The sequence below is a fragment of the Segatella copri genome (assembly GCF_009494835.1).
Lineage (GTDB): Bacteria > Bacteroidota > Bacteroidia > Bacteroidales > Bacteroidaceae > Prevotella > Prevotella copri_F.
Genome location: NZ_VZBE01000023.1, coordinates 13,457 through 36,576 on the forward strand (window position 1 = coordinate 13,457; position 23,120 = coordinate 36,576).

19 protein-coding genes and 1 pseudogene are annotated in these 23,120 nt (G+C 44.2%); 10 read left to right on the plus strand and 10 right to left on the minus strand.

The features are described 5' to 3' along the window. Positions 1-802 precede the first annotated feature (802 nt). Positions 803-1,276: a PaaI family thioesterase gene (locus F7D47_RS04025; RefSeq protein ID WP_117662115.1), complete on the minus strand. Its 474-nt coding sequence runs from the start codon at positions 1,274-1,276 to the stop codon at positions 803-805. A 336-nt stretch (positions 1,277-1,612) separates the two neighbouring features. On the opposite strand from F7D47_RS04025, the gene F7D47_RS04030 reads away from it, so the two are divergent. Beyond that, positions 1,613-2,653 carry a carbohydrate porin gene (locus tag F7D47_RS04030; RefSeq protein WP_153086644.1) on the plus strand — a complete coding sequence of 347 codons (1,041 nt, stop codon included), beginning with the start codon at positions 1,613-1,615 and terminating at the stop codon, positions 2,651-2,653. A 109-nt stretch (positions 2,654-2,762) separates the two neighbouring features. On the opposite strand, the gene F7D47_RS04035 is transcribed toward F7D47_RS04030, so the two are convergent. Together F7D47_RS04035 and F7D47_RS04040 are read right to left on the minus strand one after the other, a co-directional pair. Beyond that, positions 2,763-4,031: an ATP-binding protein gene (locus F7D47_RS04035; protein WP_153086645.1), complete on the minus strand. Its 1,269-nt coding sequence runs from the start codon at positions 4,029-4,031 to the stop codon at positions 2,763-2,765. Positions 4,032-4,186: 155 nt separating this feature from the next. Beyond that, the gene (locus tag F7D47_RS04040) at positions 4,187-5,212 is read right to left on the minus strand and encodes a lysylphosphatidylglycerol synthase transmembrane domain-containing protein (RefSeq protein WP_153086646.1); all 1,026 of its coding nucleotides are present in this window, start codon (positions 5,210-5,212) and stop codon (positions 4,187-4,189) included. A 428-nt stretch (positions 5,213-5,640) separates the two neighbouring features. Here F7D47_RS04040 and F7D47_RS04045 point away from each other — a divergent pair, with 428 nt between their 5' ends. The 4 genes from F7D47_RS04045 (at position 5,641) to F7D47_RS04060 (ending at position 9,576) form a co-directional block, all read left to right on the plus strand. Beyond that, positions 5,641-7,296, plus strand: a complete 1,656-nt coding sequence (locus tag F7D47_RS04045) for a carboxylesterase/lipase family protein (protein ID WP_153086647.1) — start codon at positions 5,641-5,643, stop codon at positions 7,294-7,296. A gap of 60 nt (positions 7,297-7,356) precedes the next feature. Continuing rightward, positions 7,357-7,650, plus strand: coding sequence for a hypothetical protein (locus F7D47_RS04050; protein WP_117587460.1), 294 nt, complete (start codon positions 7,357-7,359; stop codon positions 7,648-7,650). A gap of 150 nt (positions 7,651-7,800) precedes the next feature. After that, on the plus strand, positions 7,801-8,265 hold the full coding sequence (locus F7D47_RS04055) for a copper resistance protein NlpE (protein ID WP_153086648.1): 465 nt from the start codon (positions 7,801-7,803) through the stop codon (positions 8,263-8,265). Positions 8,266-8,571: 306 nt separating this feature from the next. Beyond that, complete coding sequence (locus tag F7D47_RS04060; RefSeq protein ID WP_153086649.1) at positions 8,572-9,576, plus strand: TerC family protein; 1,005 nt, start codon at positions 8,572-8,574, stop codon at positions 9,574-9,576. 198 nt (positions 9,577-9,774) lie between these two features. Here F7D47_RS04060 and F7D47_RS04065 read toward each other — a convergent pair whose 3' ends face one another. From F7D47_RS04065 to F7D47_RS04090, 6 genes and pseudogenes are all read right to left on the minus strand, one after another. After that, positions 9,775-11,253, minus strand: coding sequence for an L-fucose/L-arabinose isomerase family protein (locus F7D47_RS04065; RefSeq protein WP_117728117.1), 1,479 nt, complete (start codon positions 11,251-11,253; stop codon positions 9,775-9,777). Positions 11,254-11,521: 268 nt separating this feature from the next. Then, positions 11,522-13,171 (minus strand): vWA domain-containing protein, encoded by a 1,650-nt coding sequence (locus tag F7D47_RS04070; RefSeq protein WP_153086650.1) that lies wholly within the window; start codon positions 13,169-13,171, stop codon positions 11,522-11,524. 12 nt (positions 13,172-13,183) lie between these two features. Beyond that, on the minus strand, positions 13,184-13,678 hold the full coding sequence (locus F7D47_RS04075; RefSeq protein WP_006848278.1) for a C-GCAxxG-C-C family protein: 495 nt from the start codon (positions 13,676-13,678) through the stop codon (positions 13,184-13,186). Between the two features lie 217 nt (positions 13,679-13,895). Continuing rightward, a pseudogene (locus tag F7D47_RS04080) lies at positions 13,896-14,957 on the minus strand (AAA family ATPase); the annotation flags it as partial. 106 nt (positions 14,958-15,063) lie between these two features. Beyond that, complete coding sequence (locus tag F7D47_RS04085; protein ID WP_006848280.1) at positions 15,064-16,077, minus strand: aspartate-semialdehyde dehydrogenase; 1,014 nt, start codon at positions 16,075-16,077, stop codon at positions 15,064-15,066. Positions 16,078-16,315: 238 nt separating this feature from the next. Then, on the minus strand, positions 16,316-16,531 hold the full coding sequence (locus F7D47_RS04090; protein WP_367379469.1) for an AAA family ATPase: 216 nt from the start codon (positions 16,529-16,531) through the stop codon (positions 16,316-16,318). A gap of 677 nt (positions 16,532-17,208) precedes the next feature. Between F7D47_RS04090 and F7D47_RS04095 the strand changes: the two genes are divergently transcribed. From F7D47_RS04095 to F7D47_RS04110, 4 genes are all read left to right on the plus strand, one after another. Then, positions 17,209-18,195 carry a hypothetical protein gene (locus tag F7D47_RS04095; RefSeq protein ID WP_228112435.1) on the plus strand — a complete coding sequence of 329 codons (987 nt, stop codon included), beginning with the start codon at positions 17,209-17,211 and terminating at the stop codon, positions 18,193-18,195. Between the two features lie 32 nt (positions 18,196-18,227). Next, positions 18,228-18,983, plus strand: coding sequence for an outer membrane beta-barrel protein (locus F7D47_RS04100; protein ID WP_153086653.1), 756 nt, complete (start codon positions 18,228-18,230; stop codon positions 18,981-18,983). A gap of 116 nt (positions 18,984-19,099) precedes the next feature. Next, the gene (locus tag F7D47_RS04105) at positions 19,100-21,082 is read left to right on the plus strand and encodes a TonB-dependent receptor plug domain-containing protein (protein ID WP_194252560.1); all 1,983 of its coding nucleotides are present in this window, start codon (positions 19,100-19,102) and stop codon (positions 21,080-21,082) included. 12 nt (positions 21,083-21,094) lie between these two features. Next, complete coding sequence (locus F7D47_RS04110) at positions 21,095-21,940, plus strand: DUF4249 family protein (RefSeq protein ID WP_153086655.1); 846 nt, start codon at positions 21,095-21,097, stop codon at positions 21,938-21,940. Position 21,941: 1 nt separating this feature from the next. Here the strand turns inward: F7D47_RS04110 and F7D47_RS04115 are convergent, their stop codons facing one another. Beyond that, the gene (locus F7D47_RS04115) at positions 21,942-22,127 is read right to left on the minus strand and encodes a hypothetical protein (RefSeq protein WP_153086656.1); all 186 of its coding nucleotides are present in this window, start codon (positions 22,125-22,127) and stop codon (positions 21,942-21,944) included. Between the two features lie 598 nt (positions 22,128-22,725). On the opposite strand from F7D47_RS04115, the gene F7D47_RS04120 reads away from it, so the two are divergent. Next, positions 22,726-23,004 (plus strand): hypothetical protein, encoded by a 279-nt coding sequence (locus tag F7D47_RS04120; protein ID WP_153086657.1) that lies wholly within the window; start codon positions 22,726-22,728, stop codon positions 23,002-23,004. The last annotated feature ends 116 nt before the right edge of the window (positions 23,005-23,120 follow it).

Below are 23,120 nucleotides of genomic sequence, written 5' to 3' on the forward strand. Positions count from 1 at the left end.
CCCCTTCAGAAAGCTAAAATAAGAGGGGTAAAAGGTAGGATGAAAGGGGAAAAACGAGGAATTTTTTGATATATTTTGTCAAGATTCTAGTAAAAAGAGCAAAAACCGGGATAGAGCGAAAAGGAATATGTACTGTTTTAGCCGTACAAAGCATGGTACTCTACAGAAGCACTGCGCAAAACTATCCCATTGATTATCATTATCTTACAAACAAACGTCATCCTTTTCCGAATAACTTTCAGAAGTCTGATCCGGTCATTATCGGTCACGGTCATTTTCGGTCATTTTCGTTTTCGGGGGCGCAAATCTCCCCCTATAGTATTATATAAATATATTTATATATACTATAGCCCCAAATGACCGAATCATTTTTGAAAATGACCGAAAATGACCGTGACCGAAAATGACCGCTTTCCCAACATCAAAAAACGATTCCAAAGGCAGCTTTTGCAATCAGATGCACAAACCGGAAACACTTATATCTCTACACATCAGCTACTTACGCACTATTTTCCAACATTCTACCGGAAAAAGCTTGCTTTCTGCTTAGAATTTTTGTATCTTTGCACCGGCAATCGAAAGAACAGTCTTCTTGTGCCAAAAGTCGGTCATCTATGACGACCGAGGCTGGTCTTAATAGATGGCAGGCGCCGGTCATCAATGAAGACCACAAAATGGGCAGGAAACGGCTTTCTGGGGAATTGTGATTCAAGGAACTCTTAAACGCAGACTGAGCATGATCAACTTTAAGAACTTTCAAAACTTCAAGAAAGACTCCAGCATTACAAACAAGTGGGGAGAGTTATTCCTCCCCCTCTACCTTGCAGCTGTCGAATCCCATCTCCTTGGCTTTATCAGGACCAAAGGTAAAGTAGATGGCTTCGCCCTCATCACAAACCTCGCCTTGGGAGTTCTCCAGAGTCAGGTGGATGGTGACGATGTTGCGGCGCTGACTGGCGATGTGACCACGCACCGTAATCTGCGAATCGGTGGTCATTACAGGCTTCTTGTACTTCACGTTGAGCTGCATCGTCACACCCGTGGTCTGCAGTTTGCGGTTGATGACCCAGCCTGCCACTTCATCCATCAGCATACTGATGATTCCGCCATGCAGGGTATTGATCCAGCCCTGATAATTCTCGCCGGGATTCCAGATGGTAAGCACATCCTCACCCTCTTCCCAAAACTCAAGATGCAATCCCACAGGATTGTTTGGGGCACAGCAAACGCAGTTGTAACCCTCCTTGTTCAAATATGGATTTAATATCTTCTTCATTTTCTAACTTTTTTTAAAAACGATGCAAAGGTACGAATATATATCTGATAAGACAAAGATTTTTTTTAAATATTATTGTTGGCATTCATTTAATACCTAAAAATAGTGACTAGTAATACCTAAAAATAGTGACTAGGCGGAATTTTATCCATAAAAATGAAATCACAATACCTAGAAATGGGGATAGAAAGAGCATTTATCTATTTAGAATAAATAAAAATACCAACTATTAAGTATTGCAGGATCTTGAAATATCCATTACCTTTGCAGCATGAATTAGAGAAATGCTCGCAGGCGGCGGGCAAGCGAACAAGAAATTATACAAAACATTAAGAAATGAAGAGAATTATTTTTATTATTTTAGGCTGCATCAATATTTGCCTTGCTTATGCACAGAGCTTTAACGGACAATATATTTCTGAATGGCAATGGGACATGAACAAGAATACCAATCTGATCAATCAGCTGAGATTGGAACTGAGTGTTCCGATAGGAAAAGGAAAGGATTCGTTCGAGGCGGCCACGCTGCATGTGGCAAAAACCAACGATGGTATTATTGATGACTGGCAGGGATTTTCGAACATAGATGCGGATAATAATTTCGCCATGCTTGCCGTGCTTGGCTACATGCACGAGTGGAATTCGGGCCATCTGTTTGTGGGTGTGAGAAACGTGAACGAGGATTTCTTTACCTCTGATGTTACGGCACTTTTCCTGAACAGTTCTGAGGGAATCTTCCCTACGGTTGCTTCCAGCTATCCGATAGCCAACTATCCGTATTCGGGCTTGACCCTTTACTTTGATGTAACCAAGGGAAAATGGACTTTCAGAAACAGTCTGTATAATGGTGCAGGATATAATGGTTGGAAAGCCCACGACAATCCTTTCCTTGTTCGCCCGAAGAAAGATGGAATCTTCAACATGTCGCAGTTGGAGTATGAACATAAAGGTGGAAAATATTTTGCGGGTGTTGCCGTCCATACCCGTCAATATCCAATCAACGAGGATGGCGATATGGTTTCTGCCGATGAATCCAAGGGCAAAACAACCTGTGGCTGGTGGATTTACGGAGAGCAGAGCGTTTGGAAGGCTGGCGACAAGAACATTTCGTGCATGGTGCAATATTCCGAGAACACCAGTCATCAGAATGCCTGCTACCGATACGCAGAACTGGGCGGTGCCTATCAGGACGATAAGAACGAGTGCGGTCTGTCGGGCCAGTACGCCCGCTTCCAGCAAGGTTCGGAATATTCGCTGGAAGTAACATGGAAAAGACAGCTGACGGAATCCATATCCCTTCAGCCATCGTTCCAATACATAAAAAACGACAATGGAGATTTCACGGCACTTAGTGCCCGACTCTATGTCAGTTTCTAAAGGAAAGAGAAATTTATCAAAAAGTGTACATCGTTTGACTTCAAAAAAACAAACGATGTACACCTTTTTTATATGGTAAAATAACAGCTACCCACTATTCGGAATGAAACTATAACATCTGAGACAATTCCCATGCCCTTACATGCGTAATACCCTTGCGAGAAGGCAACTGGAGATCATCAAGCGACACTACAACTTTTTCATAGTTATCTGCTATACATTCCAGCGGAGCATATTCACGCTCTATGGTCTGCTCATCTACAAGCATATAAGTGGTTTGTACATATATGGTACGATCGTTCTTGATGGCAACAAAATCAACCTCTTTATCCTTAATGCTACCCACATATACATCATATCCATGACGCAACAACTCTAGATAAACAAGATTCTCCAACAGATACCCAGCTCCATAGCCGAATCCGGCATAGAGATAATTTTTAAACGACAAATCGTTCATATAGTATTTACAGCTGCCAGAAAGGATCTCCTTCCCTTTGATATTGTAGCGCAAAGCACGATGTGCAAGATAAACTTCTTCTATATATCCCAAATATAGAGATACTGTATCATACGAAGTCTTGCGTCCTTTGCTTTTTATGAAGTTGGTAATATTGGTAACAGAAAGAAGATTGGAAGAATTATTAACCAGATAGGCAAACAAATCTTCGAGCAGTCTTACATCGCGAATCGTATATCTGCGTATGATGTCTTTCAGTAATACCGTATCCTTCAATCCCGAAATATAGTTACGCTTTACATCGGAAGACTGGAAATGCACGAGTTCAGGATAACCTCCATCAGCCATATACGTCAAATAACTCTCTCTGCCGACAGGGAGCTGATGAATGCTAGCATATTCCCCGTAAGACAACGGGAATATGTGAAATTCCACATATCTACCAGATAGAAGAGTGGATAATTCTCCTGAGAACATCTTTGAATTAGAACCTGTGATAAATATCTCGTAATCTTCAGTATAATCCTGAGACAGCGAGTTGACTACACGTTCCCAACCATCAATATCCTGCACTTCATCTATAAAGATGTAGATTCGCCCTTCAGGCTTTAATTCCTCCCGGTACAGACGAATAAAATTGTCCAAATCCTTATAGTTCTCTATAAAATCGAACGCCGTCAGTTCTCGGTTGATAAAGACAATATTATTGCTGCTGATCCCCTGTTGCACAAGATGCATGGCAGTTTGACGCAATATATAACTTTTTCCCACACGTCGTTGTCCCGTAAGTACCTTCACCACCTTGCTGCCAATATATGAAGCGACACTTTCGGTATAAAGCGGACGAGGAAAACCACAATCGATGGTGTTACCGAACCAAAGATTATACTTCTTTACTGATTCTATATTTTCGTTCATACTCGAATTTTTGTGCAAAGATAGCATTTTTTTCGTGTATAGACGAAAATATCTCTGTTTTTAACAAGATTTTCGTCTATAGACGAAAATTTCCTTATTTCCATCATTTTTTCGTCTATGGACGAAAATTTTGAAGTATCGAGATTGTTTCAATCTTATTTCCTTGCTATCCATTTCGGCAAGACCAGGGTGCCCATCACCAGAAAAGGGTAATAGAAGATGGCGCGCCAGAGCATGGCGGCAAGGATGGCTACTGAGGCATCGGGCAGGAAATCGGCATAATAAAGGCGGAACATCAACTCTGCCACGCCACTTCCGCCAGGCGTAGGACTCAGAATGGAAATCATCCACATCACCCATTGGCGGCACCAAGCCACCAGCATGTTGCCCTGACAATGGAAGGCAATGAGAATAGCTACCACGATGGCGAATCTCGACAGCCACGCCAGGGAAGTATAACCCATCAGCTGCAGCCAGAATCTTCCGCCCTCCTGTTTTGCCTCCTTCGAAGCCATCGTCATCTCCTCGGAAAACTTTTCTACCTTCGGCAGAAACTTATGGAGAAAAGGAATCTTGCAGCACCCCTTCAATACCCAGCCCAGAATCTGAGGACGATGCAACAACAAGAGGTAGAGGATGGCCGTCCAGACAGCAACGATAAGGGTGCTGACGATGAAAATAACCTGCACTCCGCCCTTAATCCATTCGTTCGTAGCATCCGCAGAAATCCCCACTCCATCAGCCAAGCTGAACAAGAGATGCGATGGAACACAGAAATAGAGCAACACGCAACTGATGGCAAGGAATGCCTCATCAGCCAGCAGGGCTGCAAACATAGTGAAGATGCTTCTGCCCATAGAAACTCCCTCGCGATTGAGATAGACAAAAGCCAAACCACTTCCCCCCACCGCCGAAGGAGTGACGGCAGAAGTAAACTCGCAGAGCACATTGATGCGGAACGCCTCGGCAACGGATAACTTACGCTGGCAGAGATGACGGAAACGGAGGGTGAGCATCAGATTCTGGACCGCAAAGAGCAACACGCCCATTACTACCCCCAGAAAGAACCTGGGAGACAAATCTATCCTGCTCAGAACTTCCACATCAAACTCCCGAATCATCATTCCAACGATGACCACCAGTCCGATGGAAGCCGCCAACCATAAATGCCATTTTTTCATATTACTCTCAAAATAAAACTATACCTTATTATATAATATAACGATTAAATGGCCAATCTATTTTGTTGTCTGTCAATTAAATATTGATATCTGTCCAAAACTTCTACAGCTATGTCATTCCAAGAGCACACCAGAGTCTCCGCGGCTGCCATATAGTTCATCTGCACCCAACTGCTCGCCGTCTATCGCCGCCTTTGCCAAATCAATCGTCAGCGAATTGCCGAAAGGAGTTTTGCGGATAATGCTGTAATACTTTATACCGCTGCAAAGGTATTTAAAGGATGTTACTTTCGTGTTACAAATAAATGAAAGAAGAGTGAAAGCATTGCCTTTTTACAAAAAGATTTAAAAAATGGGACTGAATAAAACAAGGTAACGATATTTTGATTATATTTGCAGTATTATTGCAAAACTAACAGATTTACGATATGAAAAAACTACTCTTATCCATCGCCTTTCTGCTCCCTGGTATGGGAATGATGGCGCAGACTCAGGTAACGACTGCCGAAGGTATCCTCGAAGGAAAAGACCTCTCAGGCATCACAGTATTCAAGGGTATTCCGTTCGCTGCCCCTCCGGTAGGAAATCTCCGCTGGAAGGCTCCGCAGCCTGTACAGAAATGGCAGGGCGTTCGCGAGGCCAAGGAGTTCGGACCGAACCCGATGCAGGAACCTCTCTTCGGCGATATGAACTTCGGTGCGAAGACCAACAGCGAGGATTGCCTCTACCTTAATATATGGACACCGGCAAAGACCATGAAGGAGCATCTGCCGGTACTCATTTATTTCAACGGCGGAGGATTGATGGCAGGTAGCGGAAGCGAACCTCGATATGCGGGCGATGCGATGGCACGCAAGGGCATCATCTCCATCACAGCCAACTATCGTGAGGGCATCTTCGGATTCTTCGCCCACCCACAGCTCTCTAAGGAAACATCCTACAAGGGTTCCGGCAACTATGGATTCATGGACCAGGTGGCTGCCATCCAGTGGGTAAAGGATAACATCGAGGCTTTCGGCGGCGACCCTAACCGCATCACCATCGTAGGCGAATCGGCAGGTTCCATGTCGGTCAGCGCCCTGATGGCTTCCCCTCTCTGTCAGGGACTCTTTGCGCAGGCAATGGGTTCCAGTGGTTCGGTGATGGGATTCAAGAAGGTGGCTACGCTGAAGGAGGCCGAGGAAGAAGGCGTGCAGCTTGCCCAGAAAATAGCCGAGAAGATAGGTAAGAAAAACGGCAAGAAGGTGGGAAAGAAGGTCGGAATGAAGAATCTCAACGACCTTCGTGCCCTTCCTGCCGAGGAACTGATGAAGCTGGCGGAAGTAAGAGCGGTTCCTGTCTATAATATCGACGGATATTTTATGAAAGAACAGCCTGTAGAGGTATTTGCCAAGGGCGAGCAGACCAAGGTGCCTCTGCTCATTGGCGGTAACAACCAGGAGATGACTCCATGGGCGGTATTGATGGGCAAGCAGCCTACCGTCGAGAATCTGAAGGCGGGTGCCAAGGCTACATTTGGAGAAGAGAACACCGAAGAACTCTTCCGCCTCTACGGCATCAACAGCGATAAGGATGTATTGGAGCAGCCGGGTGTGAATCTGGCTTCGGATATCTTCCTCGATTATTCTACATGGAAGTGGGGCAACATGCACAAGCTGACCGGCGGACAGCCTGTTTACCGCTACCGCTATTGCCATCCTCGTCCTGCTATGGCCATCAAGGGTAAGGTGGCAGCTTTGGCTGGCGGCGTGGTAGATGCTAAGGAAGATGCAACTCCAGCTCCACAGGATAAGGGAGCCGTTCATTCTGCCGACATCGAGTATGCAATGGGTACATTGCCAACCAACCGCGTGTTCAACTGGCAGCCGGAGGATTATATGATCAGCGACATCTTCAACCAGTATTACGTCAATTTCGTAAAGACCGGCAATCCGAATGGTCTGGGTCTGCCTGAGTGGCCATCCACCAACGGCAAGGCAGTAGCCCCTGTGCTTCAGATAGACGTGAATACCGTCGTAAAAACTGATGCCCAGATGGAGAAGCGCTATGATTTCATAGACAAACTGTTTTGGAAGAAGAAATAATTCTCTCATTACATTGAATCAATCGGAATACAGATTTCATTGAATAAACCAGAAATAGAGATGTTTCAGAAATTCATTATCAACAGAGACGGAGTACTGAAGTTCGGGCGTGTCTATCTTCACCGTGACATGCTGTCACCCGGCGAGCAATGCACCTACGGGGGCGGTTTGTGGAAGATAGATGAAGGCAGAGGCGCCATCGTGCTCTACGGCAGAAGTTTCGACTTCGGTCCTCCCGATTTCGACTTTGTGAAACAGATAGACTGGACGGGCTTGGGCGGCACCCCTCGCCCGCTCTTCTATCTGCCTCATTGGCCTAGCGAAGAAGAGATTGTGCCAGTCATCATCAATTAAGAAAATAGTATAATATTCTATAATTTTCTGTGTAAAACTTGCGGATATCAGAATAAAACACTATTTTTGCGAAGAGAAATCCTTCTCGGGGAAAGTGCTCTCTAAGAGAAGAGATTCCGTAAATAAGTAACAATTAAAAAGCAGTATAGTATGAAAAAGAAATTAGTTTTGACAGCAGCCGTCATCGCTGCATTGTCAGTTGTCTCCTGCAATGGCAAGAAGACAAATAGCCAGGGGGCTGGCCAGGATAGCCTCAGTTATGCTGAAAATGATTCGCTCAATTCCAACGATGTCATTCTCGATTCCATTGCCGGCACCTATGAGGGTACTCTCCCTGCTGCCGACTGTCCGGGCATCAAGACCGTTTTGACGCTCAACGCCGACAGCACCTACCAGTACTCAGCCGACTATCTGGAGCGCAAGGATGGTCACGACGAAGCGAGCGGTATCTTCAAGGTATTGGCTAACAACGTGGTAGAAATCACCCGTCCATCGAGCGGCGAGACATCTTACTACAAGGTAAAGGATGCCAACAGCCTCATCAGGACCGATTCGCTGGGCAATGAGCCTGAAGGCGCCATGGCTAAGCACTATGTGCTGACTAAGAAAAGGTAAAAGAGCCTTTAAAAGGTAAAAGGGTAAAAAGAGCCCCCTAGCTTAACATTCCGCTAGGCTCTTTTTACCTTTTTACCTTTTTACTTTTTTACTTTTTTACCTTTAAAACGCCTTTTTTGCCGGTTCTCACAGCGCTATTATTACAAACCTGTTACATTCCTGCCTTTCAAGTTAAAATCAATTAAGTTTTGCACCGGAACCTTCGCTATTCCAGATATTTTTCCTAATTTTGCGCCCACGTTTCTAATAGATGAAATGATTTTAAGATTCAATGGTATATACTAAATAGATTAAGGATAAAGAAAAATGGAACATGTTTTTACTGAATCGATGTTTTTGGTGGGCTTCGTGATATTTATCGCCGCCATACTCGTATTAGACATGCTGGTCATCGACCGAAAGGCACATGTGGTGTCTATCAAGGAAGCCGGTTCATGGACGGCTGTATGGATTATTCTCGCGCTCGCCTTCGCCGTATTCATCTATTTCCATGGAGACATGGTGCACGGCATAGAGAACTTCGACGACCTGAAGCTGATAGCCTCGCGCTATGCTTCTCATCTCAAACTGGACCCGAACAACTATGAGGGGAGTCTGCAGCAATACCGGCACTATATGACCATCTCCTACATCTCGGGTTATCTGATAGAGAAAACGCTCTCGGTAGATAATCTCTTCGTGATGATGATGATTTTCACCTCGTTCGGAGTAGACAAGAAAGATTACCAGCACGTACTGAACTGGGGTATTCTGGGAGCCATCGTGCTGCGCTTCGTTTTCATCTTTGCGGGTGCTGCGCTCATCAGCCGGTTCGCCTGGATATTACTCGTATTCGGAGGATTCCTGGTTTACAGCGGTGCCAAGATGTTCCTCAACAGGAACAAGAAGGAAGAGATCAATGCCCTGGAGCATCCGGTAGTGAAGTTCATGCAGAAGCGCCTGCATCTGGGTCCGCTGGTGATGACGGTGGTGTTCATCGAGTTCTGCGACCTGATTTTCGCCTTCGACAGCATTCCAGCCGTTTTCTCGGTATCGCTCGATCCGTTCGTGGTGTTCTTCTCGAATATCTTCGCCATCCTGGGCTTGCGTGCCCTCTTCTTCCTGCTGGCAGCGATAGCAGATAAGTTCCGCTATCTGAAGGTGGGTGTGAGTGTGCTGCTGGTGTTCATCGGTGTGAAGATGCTCATCCACGATTTCTTCGAGATTGATGCAGTCAGTTCGTTGGTATTCATCATCCTCGTACTGCTCGTCAGCATCGGGGCTTCGGTGGTGATTCCGCAGAAACAGGAAGCGTTGGAAAATACGAAATAAGCAAACCATTCGTAAAGGAGATTATCATCAGGTAATCTCCTTCCAGGAAAACATAAAAAGGGCGATTGCTATTCCCTACGCAAGGGATAAGCAATCGCCCTTATCTTTTATGAACTCAGTTTAGAAAGAAGAGCAAATGAATTGGCTTTCCCTTCGGCCGCCGAACTTTGTTTCTTCACTCTTCTCTCTTCACTCAATTTACTTCCAAGGATTCTCTGTTGGGTAAGGCAGGCTAGCTGGCTGGTTGTAAGCGATATCCTTGATGCCGAGATACTTGAATACCTCGAACAAGGTCTTACCTACGTGAGAGAATGCTACGGCTCCGTGATGTGGATAACCCTTCTGAATCAATACGTGACGATAGAAGCGGCCCATCTCGTTGATGGCGAAGATACCGATACCACCGAATGAACGGGTAGGAACATCGAGAACCTCACCCTCTGCGATGTAGCTGCGGAGGTTGCCCTCAGAATCGCACTGCAGACGGTAGAATGTGATGTCAGAAGCTGCGATATCACCCTCCAAAGTACCACGGGTGAAGTCTGGTTTACCACCATTCTCCAACAAACGGTTCTGGATGAGCTGATACTTAATCTTACGGCTAGAGCACATCTTGCACTGTGGAGTGTTACCGCAGTGGAAGCCCATGAAGGTATCAGTCAACTTATAATCGTACTTGCCCTTGATGTCCTCATCATAGATATACTGAGGAACAGAGTTGTTGATATCGAGCAATGTAACGGTATCGTCAGAAGCACACATACCGATGTACTCAGAGAGTGCACCATAGATATCTACCTCGCAAGCTACAGGAATGCCACGGCTAACGAGACGGCTGTTTACATAGCAAGGCTCGAAACCGAACTGGCTTGGGAATGCAGGCCAGCACTTGTCAGCGAATGCTACATACTGGCGAGAACCCTTGTGAGCCTCTGCCCAGTCGAGCAATGTCAACTCAAACTGTGCCATTCTGCGGCTGAGGTCAGGATAGTAGCAGCCTTCGCCCATCTCCTTGGCCATATCAGCGCAAACCTCGTCGATACGTGGGTCGTTCTCGTGCTCCTTGTAAGCTACGAGAAGGTCGAGCTCTGAGTTCTCCTCAATCTCAACACCGAGTTCGTACAAGCCCTTGATAGGAGCGTTGCAAGCGAAGAAGTCCTGTGGACGTGGACCGAAGGTGATAATCTTCAAGCCCTTCAAACCGATGATAACGCGAGCTACAGGAACGAAGTCCTGAATCATCTTAGCTACGTCCTCTGCTGTACCTACAGGATACTCAGGGATGTAACCCTTCAGGTGGCGCATGCCGAGGTTGTAAGAGCAGTTGAGCATACCGCAGTAAGCGTCGCCACGACCATTAATCATGTCGCCGTCACCCTCTGCAGCTGCAACAAACATACAAGGACCATCGAAGTTCTTTGCAATCAAAGTCTCAGGAGTCTCAGGACCGAAGTTACCGAGGAATACAACCAAAGCGTTGCAGCCCTGCTCTTTCACTTCGCCCAAAGCCTTGAGCATATCTTTCTCGTTCTCAACTGTAGTCTGGCAGTTGAAGATTTCACCCTTGTACTCTTTTACGATGTTCTCACGGCGCTGAGTAGAAAGCGCGATTGGAAAACAGTCACGGCTAACGGCAATAATACCGAGCTTTACTTGTGGAATGTTGTTGCTTACCATAATTTTAGTTTATTACTTAAGTTTTTGTATAAATTGCTTATATTTATTGATTCTTTTCTAAATTTGTTTGGCTGACAATTATTCATTGTTCCGAGCACAAAGGTACAAATATATTTTGTATCACCAAGCATTTTAAGGAATTTTTAATTCAAAAAAATGGCGCAAAACCGAAATTCTGCGCCAAATGTAACATATGATAAAGTTCTTGATACATTTCATACATGTCTCTATTATCATCTGATACCCCTTTTCTGCCTTAACATCTTCTTTAATATCTTCGCAGCGGGCGGTACCGGATGGTATAAATCTGATTGAAGTACTCCTTCCAGGCGTTCGGCTCCTTGTCATCATCACGCACGATGCGGATGCCATAGAATCGGGTACCCGTCTCCTTGTATTCCCGGAATCTCGACAACAGCTGCTGTGGCGGATCTGGAATCAGGAAGTCGGTAATCCAAAGCACATCGGCATTCACGTAATGGAGTCCGTCGTTGTCGAGAAGGTCGAACATCTGGGTCATCATCTTCTTTGCCGATGTTCCGCCTCCGATAAATGGAAGGTGGGTTGTGGTAGGCTGCCGCCGGATGCCTCGCCCGGTATGCGCCTGTCCATCTCCGTCGGACGGAGATGTATCTACTTCGGCTGATTCCATCATAGTGATTCCTATTCTCTTCAGGCGCTCTGCCTTGCGCTTCGCCATCAGGTCGATGGCACGGGTACTGACGGAGAAATCTATCAGGAAGCAGTCACGCTCCAAATCTTCTGCCGTCTCTTCCAGCAGAGAGATGAGTGTTGAGGATATCCTTTCAGGCGTGCCATACATACTGGCTGAGGTGTCCAGGCAGACAATCATCGGCCCCTTGCGGGAGGCATGGGTAAAGCCCAGTTTGCGGGATGGTTTCGACATTTCGCTCTTATAACGGAAGGTCTGGAGTCTTCGCGTGCGATACTTATAGATAAAGAGGCCCTCCATATCTTCATCGCTGTACTGTGCCAGTTCGAGCGGGAGAAGAGAGTTGAGATCATCGCCCACGGTAATGCCCTCGATATCGCTACCTGCAGAATGCTCCATCTTCATCTCTACGCCCGATGCGATGGTGAGCCGGTCTTTGCCGTTGGCATCGGCTACTCGTCCCATCTTCGCCACAATCTCCTTGATTTCGGGATATTTGTCCTGAATCTTCACCTGGTTCAGACGGCGTTCAAACTCCGTTTCGGTCCATCCGTTCGTCATCAGTTCCCAGGCTTGTACGGCGCGCTGTTCCGAAACGCCCTTCGTCTTCATGTTGCGGGTTATCTGGTCCATCATGCGCACCAGTCCTGTTTCGAAGTTGTTCTGACGGAGCAAGATAAAGTCCTTCAGCTTGTTCAATACCTGATGGTCGATGCAGACCTTCCAGTCTCTTACCAGCCTTTCCCAGTTTTCGGGTTTCGAAGCCCCGTCTCCAGTCATCAGCTTGAGGAAGAAAGGCTTATCGAACCCATCTTCAGCATGTTCCTGTTCCAGCTGGTCGAGCAAAGGGAGCCACACCAGTTCATCCATCCGCTTGAAGGGAGCCCAATCGAGCACATCATCAGCCCGATGACTCTCGGTCCAGGCACGCTGGCGCTGGAATCGCATGTGGTGGACGCATTCCACGATAAACTTTCCCACGCTATCATAGAACACCTTGCTCTTAATCTTGCTGTTTACCACCTGTCGCACGAATTTCTGCACCTCTTCGCCAGTTTCTTCTATGGTTACTTTCAGGGTGAAGAGATGAATGAGATAATCCTTCAGCGGGTCTTCCTTCAAATTCCAAGGCATGGCGGTGCCTGTCGGATCAGGAATCTTCACCTGTCCCGACTTGCAGAAGTCATCCAGCATCTTCAAGTAATACTGTGCCTCCGCCAAGTCCTTGTTATTCTGATATTTCATAGGAGTAAATCCTTATTTTTTCTCCATTAGATATTCTGCGAAGATTCTTGCAGCACTCTCTACTTTGGCTGCGCAAGGGCGAGACTTGTAATATTCTGCCGTTCTTGCCGAAGCCACATAGCTGGACTGCGCTTTCTCGTGGCCCTTCAAACCGAGGATTTCGGCACAGATGATACTGCCGTTCTGCTCCTTCGATTTGGCGAGCAAATCCTGCACCACCTTATAGCATGCCGACTTGCCCTCGCGGTCATCCCCCTCGGTCTGTCCGCAATCCAAGCCAACGAGCACCACGATGCCCGAAACAGCACCACACATCATTCTCATTCTGCCTACTCCACCACCGAAGCCGGCACCAATGCGCTTCGCCATCTCATCATCAAGACCATACAAATCGGCAAAGGCAGCCACTACCGACTGGCAGCAGCCATAGCCCTGCATAAAGTTATCCACAGCCTGGTGAACACGCGCCTCCAACTCTGGAGTCAAGATTTTCTGTTCATTCATCATGTTTAGATTCTTCTATATATAATAATGTAATAGGAGGCGATTAAACCTCATAAAGTTTCATCGTATCCTGACGGGTAAACGCCAGCTCCTTATAGAAATCACGGAGATAAGCCGATATTTCCGCCTTATCATCAGCAGATGCGAAGAGATTCTCGCCCAACTGCCTTTCCAGCGAGTTCAAGCCATCCGAAAGGTTTTCTATCTCTCCCTCGTAATCCCTTCCATCCTCCGGATTCCTGCGTACACGATGATACTTAATATCCTCAGCAAGCGCATTCTTCATCTCCACGAGTTTATCTGCAAAAGGAGAAAAGAGGGCACGGATCACGATGTTTCGGATAGCATCCCGCTCTTCCGGCTCCTGCCACAGACAATGGTAGATAGGAAGCAAATCGCAGATATCCACCTCTTCCCTATCCTGCATGAAGGCAGAAGTGCGAAGCAGGCGGACGATATTCTTCCATCTTCGGTCACTCACATAGATGTTTCTGCGCTCGGCAGCCTCATCCACATTCACGGCTCTCAGAGATTTACGGATGGCAGAAATCGCATCGAGCACCGCCTCTTTCACGCCAATCTTACTGATTTTCTCCGCCCATTCAGCATACTTCTCAGCAGTAATCTTCAAATCAGAAAAATCTGCGGAATCAGATTTCCCCATAGAACCAGAAGAATCTGTGGAATCTGTGAAATCTGTGGGACCTAAGAAATCCGTGGGAGCCTCCAGCAGCATCGCCCGGAAATTCTTCTCCAGCTTAATCGGTCGGCTTTCTATTCTGATAACGAATCGGTCCCAAAGCGCCTCCAGTCCTTCTCCCTTAGCCGGCAACTCATTGCTTGCCGCCACGAGAAGTTTCAGAGGAAGATGCATTTCCCGATTGCCGTTTCTGAAGATTTTCTCGTTAATCACCGTAAGGAGCGTGTTCTGGATAGCAGGTCCCGCCTTCCAGATTTCATCAAGGAAAACCACATCGGCAGTAGGCAGATAACCCTCCACCGCACGCTCGTAAGTATCCGAAGTCTTCAGTTTCTGAATGCTCACCGGACCGAAGATTTCATCGGGTGTAGAGAATCGCGACATCAGATACTCAAAGCTCTGAGCATCCCTAAATGCCGTCTTCAACTGTCTGGCCACCATACTCTTTGCCACACCCGGAGGTCCCAGCAGGATGATACTCTCACCTGCCAGAGCTGCCAGGAGCGAGAGCGATATCTCCGTCTCCTTCTCATAAATGTCCCGGTTCATCTCACCGAGTAATTGTTTGAATCTTTCAAGCATATTCTTACTTTTCTATTCAGAATCGTATAAAGACGAAAAGAAGTTAAGAGATAAAATTCATTATCCCTTAACTTCCTCATATTCTTTTATATAAATAAGGTATGGCTTACTTTACGTTGCCCACCTTAATCAAGTACTCAGCAATCTGAACAGCGTTCAGGGCAGCACCCTTACGAATCTGGTCACCGGTCAACCACAATGTGTTACCATTGTCATCAGCCAGATCCTTGCGGATACGACCTACATATACATCGTCCTTACCGGCACTCTCCAATGGCATTGGATAAACGTAGTTCTGGGCATCATCCTTTACGGTTACGCCTGGAGCAGCCTCCAAAGCCTTGCGGATGTCCTCTACTGCCAATGGCTTCTCTGTCTCGAACCAAACACTCTCTGAGTGAGAACGGAGTGAAGAAACGCGAACGCAGGTAGCACTGGTGCGAACATCAGAGTGCATAATCTTGCGGGTCTCGTTATACATCTTCATCTCCTCCTTGGTGTAATCGTTAGGAGTCATCTTGTCAATCTGTGGAATGACATTGTATGCCAACTGATGAGGGAACTTATTGATATGCTCAGTCTTACCGGTCTCGATGATATCCTTATACTGCTGCTCAAGTTCAGCCATGGCAGCAGCACCAGCACCTGAAGCACTCTGGTAAGAAGAGATATGAATCTTCTTGATATGGCTCAAGTTATCGATAGGCTTCAACACTACAACCATCATGATGGTGGTACAGTTAGGGTTGGCGATGATGTTGCGAGGGCGGTTCAGGGCATCCTCAGCATTTACCTCAGGCACAACCAGAGGCACGTCGTCGCACATACGGAATGCGCTAGAGTTATCAATCATCACGGCACCATACTTGGTGATAGTCTCGGCAAACTCCTCTGAAGTGCCGCCACCAGCAGATGTGAAAGCAATATCGACATCTTTAAAGTCATCGTTATGCTGCAAAAGTTTGACCTCATAGTCCTTTCCCTTGAAGTTGTATTTTCGTCCGGCAGAACGCTCAGAACCAAACAACACCAAATCATCCATAGGGAAATTTCTCTCAGCAAGGATACGCAGGAATTCCTGTCCTACTGCGCCACTTGCACCAACAATTGCTACTTTCATAATCGAATCTTTTAATTTATAAAGTTGTTATAAGTGTAAACTGTGGAAGAGAAAGCCAGCCTCCTTATCATCATCTTCATGATTCCTCATCTTTCTGACAGCTTCATAATTTCTCATTTTCTGATAGCCGGAAACTGCTTATTTTCTCAAATCCGCTGCAAAGTTAAGACTTTTTCTACAATATCAAGCATAAATTCCCAAAAATTATTGCTTTTTGCTGCAAATTTATCATTTTTGCTTACTTTTCTGCAAGAATATGCAGAAAATAAGAGAAAAATAGTTGCTTATCGTATTCATCAATCAATACGACAGCCCTCATTTCTGTCTTCTGATAAGCTTTCCCCAACACTGCCTTAAAACGACTACCTAAAGTCTCGGTCAACTCCTCACGTCCATAGATACGTTCTACTCTTGTATTCCTATAGGATATTTCATATTGCTGCCGTTTTAAAATCTTTCGGCAAAGTTACAAAAAATAATGATACAAGCAAAGGAATAGTACGAAAAAATGGTGAGATAGTAGAATCTATTACATTTTTATGAGAGACTTTTTCCAGACCACACATACATTTTTATTAGGATACACAAATGGGGAAACTAAATATTTTTAATGTTTTACAAAGATTTTAACTAAAACGTTTGGCGATTACACATTTTTTATCTACCTTTGCAGCGATTCTTAAATACTCTTGTAAAAGAGAGCTGAAGTTCGCGCCGATTGTAAAGGATAAGATTATCTCTCGTAACGATGACGATTGGCTTGGGGACTAAAGGATCAAGACATAAGGGAAAGGCGTTTACTTACGCTTTGTTTTGGCTCTTCGAAACTTCGCAACTTTCAAAGTCAAGTCAAAAACGAAAGCAACAGTAGATGTCCAAGTGGGTAGATTGTACACCTTAACATCCTATTTTTTTGATAGGATGCAGGGATTGTTATATACTATCGGCGTGGGCTTCTGCGTTGCTCGTTCAGACTTGATGGGCAGTGCGAAGGCCTCGAAGAGCGGGATGAGTGACGAGTACAGACTCCCGCGCTTTTTTTATGTCCTACTTTCAAATGTTATATCACAAGCTTTGGAGAGTCGGCTTGTATATATAATAATGTATATGAGCACTAGAAAATTAAATGCTTTGCTATTACTTTTAGGTCTCTCATTGCCTGCTATGGCTCAATCTGTAGACTACTCTATTGTTGCCGTCGGCGAAGAAAGCGGACTTGATTTCAAGAAAATCACTTCAGACAACGATTGCTTGTGCATGCCGGAAGTTAAAAGAAGAGGCAAGAAAATTACATGGTGGTCTGGCAGAGTTATCGCCATGTCACCTACTGAAGAAAAATTAGCTTTCTTATCCTATAAGACCAACAATTCAAACATCTATCTGAAAAACCTGACAGGTGCTGGAACTACGCAGCAGCGCACCAATCGCCAGCAAGTAATAGATTTTTCTTATTCGCCTGACGGACAGAAAATCTGTTTCACCGAAAAGAATGGTTCTTCCAATCGCATTTTCATCACAGACGCAAACAAAGGATATGGTTGCCGACAGGTAACAGCAAACGAGTTCGACTTTTCTCCATCTTACAATGCCGACATGAGTCAAATCTTATTTTGCCGTAAAGAAAACTCTGGCAGCTTTGGCATTTGGAATTATCAATTCAACGACAACTCTTTCTCCAACTTTACGTCTGGATTCAATGCCATACCAGTTCCTAACACCACAGACATTCTCTGTGTAAGATCTTCAGGCATTGGAAACAATGAGATATGGAGAATCAATACAGAAACAGGAGTTGAAGAATGCATCGTATCAGAAGGGAACCGCAGCTTCACCTCTCCTACTATTTCGCCTGACGGAAAATGGATATTGATGGTAGGCAGCAGTATGAAAGTTGTTGATGTAGCCGGACAGAATAGCCAAAATAAGGTATACCCTAATACAGACATCTTTGTTTGCCATATAGACGGAAGTAACCTAACACAGATTACCTACCATGCTGCAGACGATTTGAGTCCTGTATGGAGTAAAGACGGCAAATACATCTATTTTGTATCACAACGTGGCAGCGGCACTCAAACTGCCAATGTTTGGAGGATTCCATTTAAGATAAAGAACTAAAGCAATTGTTTCATTTTTAAATAACAAACATCATGAAAATTAAATTTTTAGCATTAGTAGCAGCGATGATGATCAGTACCACATCGTTTGCACAGTTTTCACAGAGCAAGAACTTTTCTAACAGCAGTAACGAAATCTCCAAGGGTTGGAACAGCCTGTATGTGCAGTACAACAGTATTGGCACCAGCTACAGTCTTTCTTCATTCAATGACAGGTATGATGATTATGGAGATGAATATCAGAAAGCAATAGACAATAGTGGCTTGAGCGAGAAACTTAACGCTTTCTCTATCGGTTACAACCGCACCATCAACTTGACTCCATCTGCACCTCTCTATCTGGAGATTGGTGCAGCTCTCCAGTACGCATTCTATTCTGACGAGGTAGGCCAAGAAGTTACTCTCAAATACACAGGAAACATGCTTACAGCCAAAGTTCCTGTAAGCCTGCTCTACCACGTTGCTATTCCAAACTCAGACTTTGCAATAGAGCCTTTTGCAGGTATTGATTTCAAATATAACATCATTGGTACAGCAAAGCGTGAAGTGACCTACAAATACTATGGCGAAACAAAAAAAGACGAAGATAAATTAGACAACATCTTCGACAAGAAAGACTGTGACGGTCATCAGGCTAACAGATTTCAGGCAGGTTGGCACGTAGGTGCAAACTTTGTTTACAAGAAGGCATTTATCGGTATCTCATACGGTCAGGACTTCTCTAAGTTCCATGACGACATCGACTTGAAGTTCAATACATTGTCAGCAACATTAGGTTGCAGATTCTAATTTATATTTTACTCGTAGCATTCTCCAAACTTATTTGAGGAGGATGCTACGAACTTTTACGCTCTATGAGAAGATATACACTCCTTCTATTGTTTTCCTTTATGACTTTAGGGATAATGAATGCACAGAACCTAAAGGATAGCACTTACGAGAAAAGCCAGTCATTGAACGATGTCAACATCACCGCCAAGAAAATTTCTTCTTTCTTAAAAAGGCAAGATGCGACTACCAAACTCGATATTACTTTCATCAATACCCTGCCTAAGATATTAGGCAATACAGACCCTATACATTACCTGCAGACCATGCCCAGCATCTCGACCAACAACGAATATGATGCGGGCATACATATCATGGGATGCAGCACAGGACACAACCTGGTGGGTATCAACGGCATACCAGTTTACAACGCCGGACACCTTCTTGGACTGTTCTCAACATTCAATCCTTCTCATTTCCAATCCCTCACAGTTGCCACATCGCCAACCAGCGCAGATTTCACAGAGAGAATCGGTGGTATGGTTTCTTTAAACTCCATTGATACAATTAGCCATAAGATACATGGCAATATAGCAGTAGGACCAATGTCATCGCAAGGCACATTACATTTGCCATTATCCACAAACAGCACCCTTATCCTGTCAGCCCGTATGGCATACCTCAACTTATTATATAGCAAATGGCTTACATTCGACGGAGACAAATTCAAATATGACTTTAACGACGTGAATCTAACCTATCTTTGGCAACCTAACACAAAAGACAAGGTTTCTATCGACTTTTATACAGGAGGCGACCATGTGAACCTCAATATGCCTTACTATCCAGCTGAACTGAAACTCGGCTGGAACAACATCCTGTTATCTGCCCAATACGAACGGACGTACAATGCCAACGCTAAGACCAGACAGCAGATATACATCACCTCATATAGCAATGACACTAAGTTTGTACGTGGAAATGAACAGCTTCTTTTGCCAAGCAAGATAACAACAATAGGAGTTGCCAACCATAGCCAACTGCATCATTGGGGACTTGGCTATGAACTGAGATATCATGACATAGACCCCCAATCACCTGCCGTTAGCAATTACTATACCAGCAGGAGCACCAATACGACAGAAAATGCAGCAGAACTATCTGCATACGCAGACTACAAGATAGGAAATGAAAGTCTTTATGCCATCATTGGTGGCAGAGAATGTATATACTGGACATCAGGACAGAAAGCTGACTTTCATTTTTCACCCAACGTTTCCTTCCACTTTCAGGGAATTTCTTCCAAAGTAGTGATGAACCTATATAGACGCTGGCAAAATCTACACCAAACAGGAATATCACAGATAGGATTGCCTTTTGAGTTTTGGGTAAGCTCAGATGATTTTATCAAACCAGAATACGCAGACGGTATAAACATTCTGGGAGAAAAAGCCATCGGCAAAAGTGGTTATACCATCAATCTGGAACTGTTTTACAAAAAGCTGTATAATCAAGTGGAATATACCGGCGACCTGCTAGATTTCAGCAAGTCAACTTATGACTTAAAAAATTATGTAAGACAAGGCAAAGGTTGCAATTATGGTTTTGGAATCATGATTAACAAGCGATTTGGAAGCATAAATGGGTGGATAGGCTATACTTACACTCATGCATCCCGTACAATAGAAGGAACAACAGGAAAAGAGACATTCCCGGCATCCAACGAACGTCCGCATGAGTTAAATATGGTCTTATCCTACAAGACCAGTAAGCACTTAGTACTCAGCAGCACATTCGTATATGCATCAGGCACACCATTCACAGCCTCAAAGTCATTTTATGCCATAGACGGCAACATTATATCCCAATACAACGGATACAACCAGAATCGACTTCCTGCATATTCCCGTCTAGACCTATCAGCAGATTATACATTCTGCAAAAAGAATCATTCGGAGTATGGAGTAAACTTTTCTTTATACAACGCCCTCAACCATAGAAATCCAATCTACTACAGGTTGCATTTCCATGAAGTTGACAAAGAAAAGACTTACAGTTACAAACCGCTGAGCTTTGCAATCAAAGTACTTCCATCCATCAATTTCTATTGCAAATTTTAAACAGACAAAGTTATGAAAAAAATATTTGAAGTTCTAATTATAACACTTCTTTTTATGGTTAGCTGCACATCAGATACAATCCCAGACTACCAGCCTCAAATCGTAGTAGAAGGTTGGATAGAAAACGGACATGCCCCTGTAGTCCGCCTTTATTGTACAGTACCCGTAAACAACAACGAGAACAAACAGGAGGACCTATACAATAATACCATCGATGATGCCAACGTAGCCATAACTTGCGATGACCAAACATACGTATTGCATCATGAGATAAATAACAGCTATGAGTCTTCAAGTATTTATACCAGCAACGAACTTACAGGCATTGCAGGAAGAAGTTACAAACTCACCATTGAGACCAAGGACGGGAAAAAACTAGAAGCAACAACATCTATTCCTTATCCACCCGAGATTTTAGAGAAAGGTATCAGTCAAGATCTCGGCAAGGGAAAATATAATCTCTATGCCAAGATAGAAGACGATTTAGCTCAACACAGATTCTATAAGGTATTTGTCAATTTAGATAAGACACATCAAGAAGAGTTTCACAGCTCTTTCTTGGGAGAAAGCGACAATGAACTTTTCGACAAGCCAAATCCTAAATTACCGATATATGGCTTTTCCAGAAACAAAAAGGAGAACAGCCACGTTTCCTTTCTGGCAAACGAGCAGGTTTCCGTTAAATTATGCAGAGTGGACAGCTTTGCTTACAACTATTGGAGCGAATATGCAAAGATGTTAGAACTATCAAGAAACCCAATATTCACCTACCAACATAACCTCCCCACAAACATAAAAGGAGGAATTGGTTACTGGTTGGGATATGGAGCTTCACGATTTTCAATCACCATTCCTTAGTTCATTTGATAGAGATTCTTTCAAACATACGTTTGTCTTTTTCGAAATGCAAAATTGCAAAAATATCACCATGATTGTAGGATAAGGGCAGAAAAACTGACACCATATACATGATTCCCAGACCAATACCTGCCAAAACGACCAGGCTGCCTAAGGAAACCAAAGTATATTTTAATCTTTTCTTCATTACATTTTATCTTTTAGTTGTTTTCAGGGGGACAAAGATAATGAATTTATCCGAAACAGCATAGAAAGTTGGGGGATAAATGTATGAAATGCCATTCTGTATGTACCAAATGACAAAGAGGAGGCGTCATAAGTCTAAATTACAGTTGGTGCATAACAGTTGACCTACACATGCACATCACCTGTTGTGCAAGCGCATATCAGCTGATATGCAAGCGCACAACAGCTGTTGTGCGACCGGAAATACTAACTAACTCAAAAACATATACTATCTTTTCTAACAACTTATACTATGTTTTCCAACAACATATCAGCAACATTCCAACAAACAAAAAAGGGTGAATCATTTACTTATGACACACCCTCTTTGCTAAATCAGATACACAACTGATCTTATCTTATAATATTATACTCAAACTCATAATCACCATTCTTCAGCTATTCGGGAACATCTTCCCCATTTTCCACAAGGCCTTCAATATGAAACTCAAGTTCTTTAGGATTATTCATAAGAAAAAAGAGAAAAACTTTGGTACTTTCAAATATTAATCGTAATTTTGCAACATATTAGAGTAACCAAAATTAAGGAGGATTATTATATGACTAAAATAATGTCAAACTCAAAAGAACGACTAAACGATAAAGCCCAACGCTTTTTCGAGGATAGCTGTACCGTTCAAGAACCAACAGTAGCCTATCGTCACGAATATGCAACAGAGGCTCATAACGAATCCGAAGAATATCCTTTTATGACACCATGCAATAATGATGAGTTGGTGAATCATGTCTTAGCTCGTGAAGAAGAATATGCAAGAACAGGCAACGCTGTTGACTTTCTAGAAATGATGGCCGATTTCAAAAACGAATTCGAATGGTAAACATACGAGTATTAACACCAACCCAACCTACCGTCAATATTTATAACCAAAATTCATATAGCTACAAGTTTTGAATCTAGCGATAAAAACAAGAGGATTGAGAGGCTGGAAATCCT

Coding starts and splice junctions, on each gene's coding strand:
- F7D47_RS04025 (WP_117662115.1), bottom strand. CDS start 1,276: ATGAAGAAGATATTAAATCCATATTTGAACAAGGAGGGTTACAACTGC.
- F7D47_RS04030 (WP_153086644.1), top strand. CDS start 1,613: ATGAAGAGAATTATTTTTATTATTTTAGGCTGCATCAATATTTGCCTT.
- F7D47_RS04035 (WP_153086645.1), bottom strand. CDS start 4,031: ATGAACGAAAATATAGAATCAGTAAAGAAGTATAATCTTTGGTTCGGT.
- F7D47_RS04040 (WP_153086646.1), bottom strand. CDS start 5,212: ATGAAAAAATGGCATTTATGGTTGGCGGCTTCCATCGGACTGGTGGTC.
- F7D47_RS04045 (WP_153086647.1), top strand. CDS start 5,641: ATGAAAAAACTACTCTTATCCATCGCCTTTCTGCTCCCTGGTATGGGA.
- F7D47_RS04050 (WP_117587460.1), top strand. CDS start 7,357: ATGTTTCAGAAATTCATTATCAACAGAGACGGAGTACTGAAGTTCGGG.
- F7D47_RS04055 (WP_153086648.1), top strand. CDS start 7,801: ATGAAAAAGAAATTAGTTTTGACAGCAGCCGTCATCGCTGCATTGTCA.
- F7D47_RS04060 (WP_153086649.1), top strand. CDS start 8,572: ATGGAACATGTTTTTACTGAATCGATGTTTTTGGTGGGCTTCGTGATA.
- F7D47_RS04065 (WP_117728117.1), bottom strand. CDS start 11,253: ATGGTAAGCAACAACATTCCACAAGTAAAGCTCGGTATTATTGCCGTT.
- F7D47_RS04070 (WP_153086650.1), bottom strand. CDS start 13,171: ATGAAATATCAGAATAACAAGGACTTGGCGGAGGCACAGTATTACTTG.
- F7D47_RS04075 (WP_006848278.1), bottom strand. CDS start 13,678: ATGATGAATGAACAGAAAATCTTGACTCCAGAGTTGGAGGCGCGTGTT.
- F7D47_RS04085 (WP_006848280.1), bottom strand. CDS start 16,077: ATGAAAGTAGCAATTGTTGGTGCAAGTGGCGCAGTAGGACAGGAATTC.
- F7D47_RS04100 (WP_153086653.1), top strand. CDS start 18,228: ATGAAAATTAAATTTTTAGCATTAGTAGCAGCGATGATGATCAGTACC.
- F7D47_RS04105 (WP_194252560.1), top strand. CDS start 19,100: ATGAATGCACAGAACCTAAAGGATAGCACTTACGAGAAAAGCCAGTCA.
- F7D47_RS04110 (WP_153086655.1), top strand. CDS start 21,095: ATGAAAAAAATATTTGAAGTTCTAATTATAACACTTCTTTTTATGGTT.
- F7D47_RS04115 (WP_153086656.1), bottom strand. CDS start 22,127: ATGAAGAAAAGATTAAAATATACTTTGGTTTCCTTAGGCAGCCTGGTC.
- F7D47_RS04120 (WP_153086657.1), top strand. CDS start 22,726: ATGACTAAAATAATGTCAAACTCAAAAGAACGACTAAACGATAAAGCC.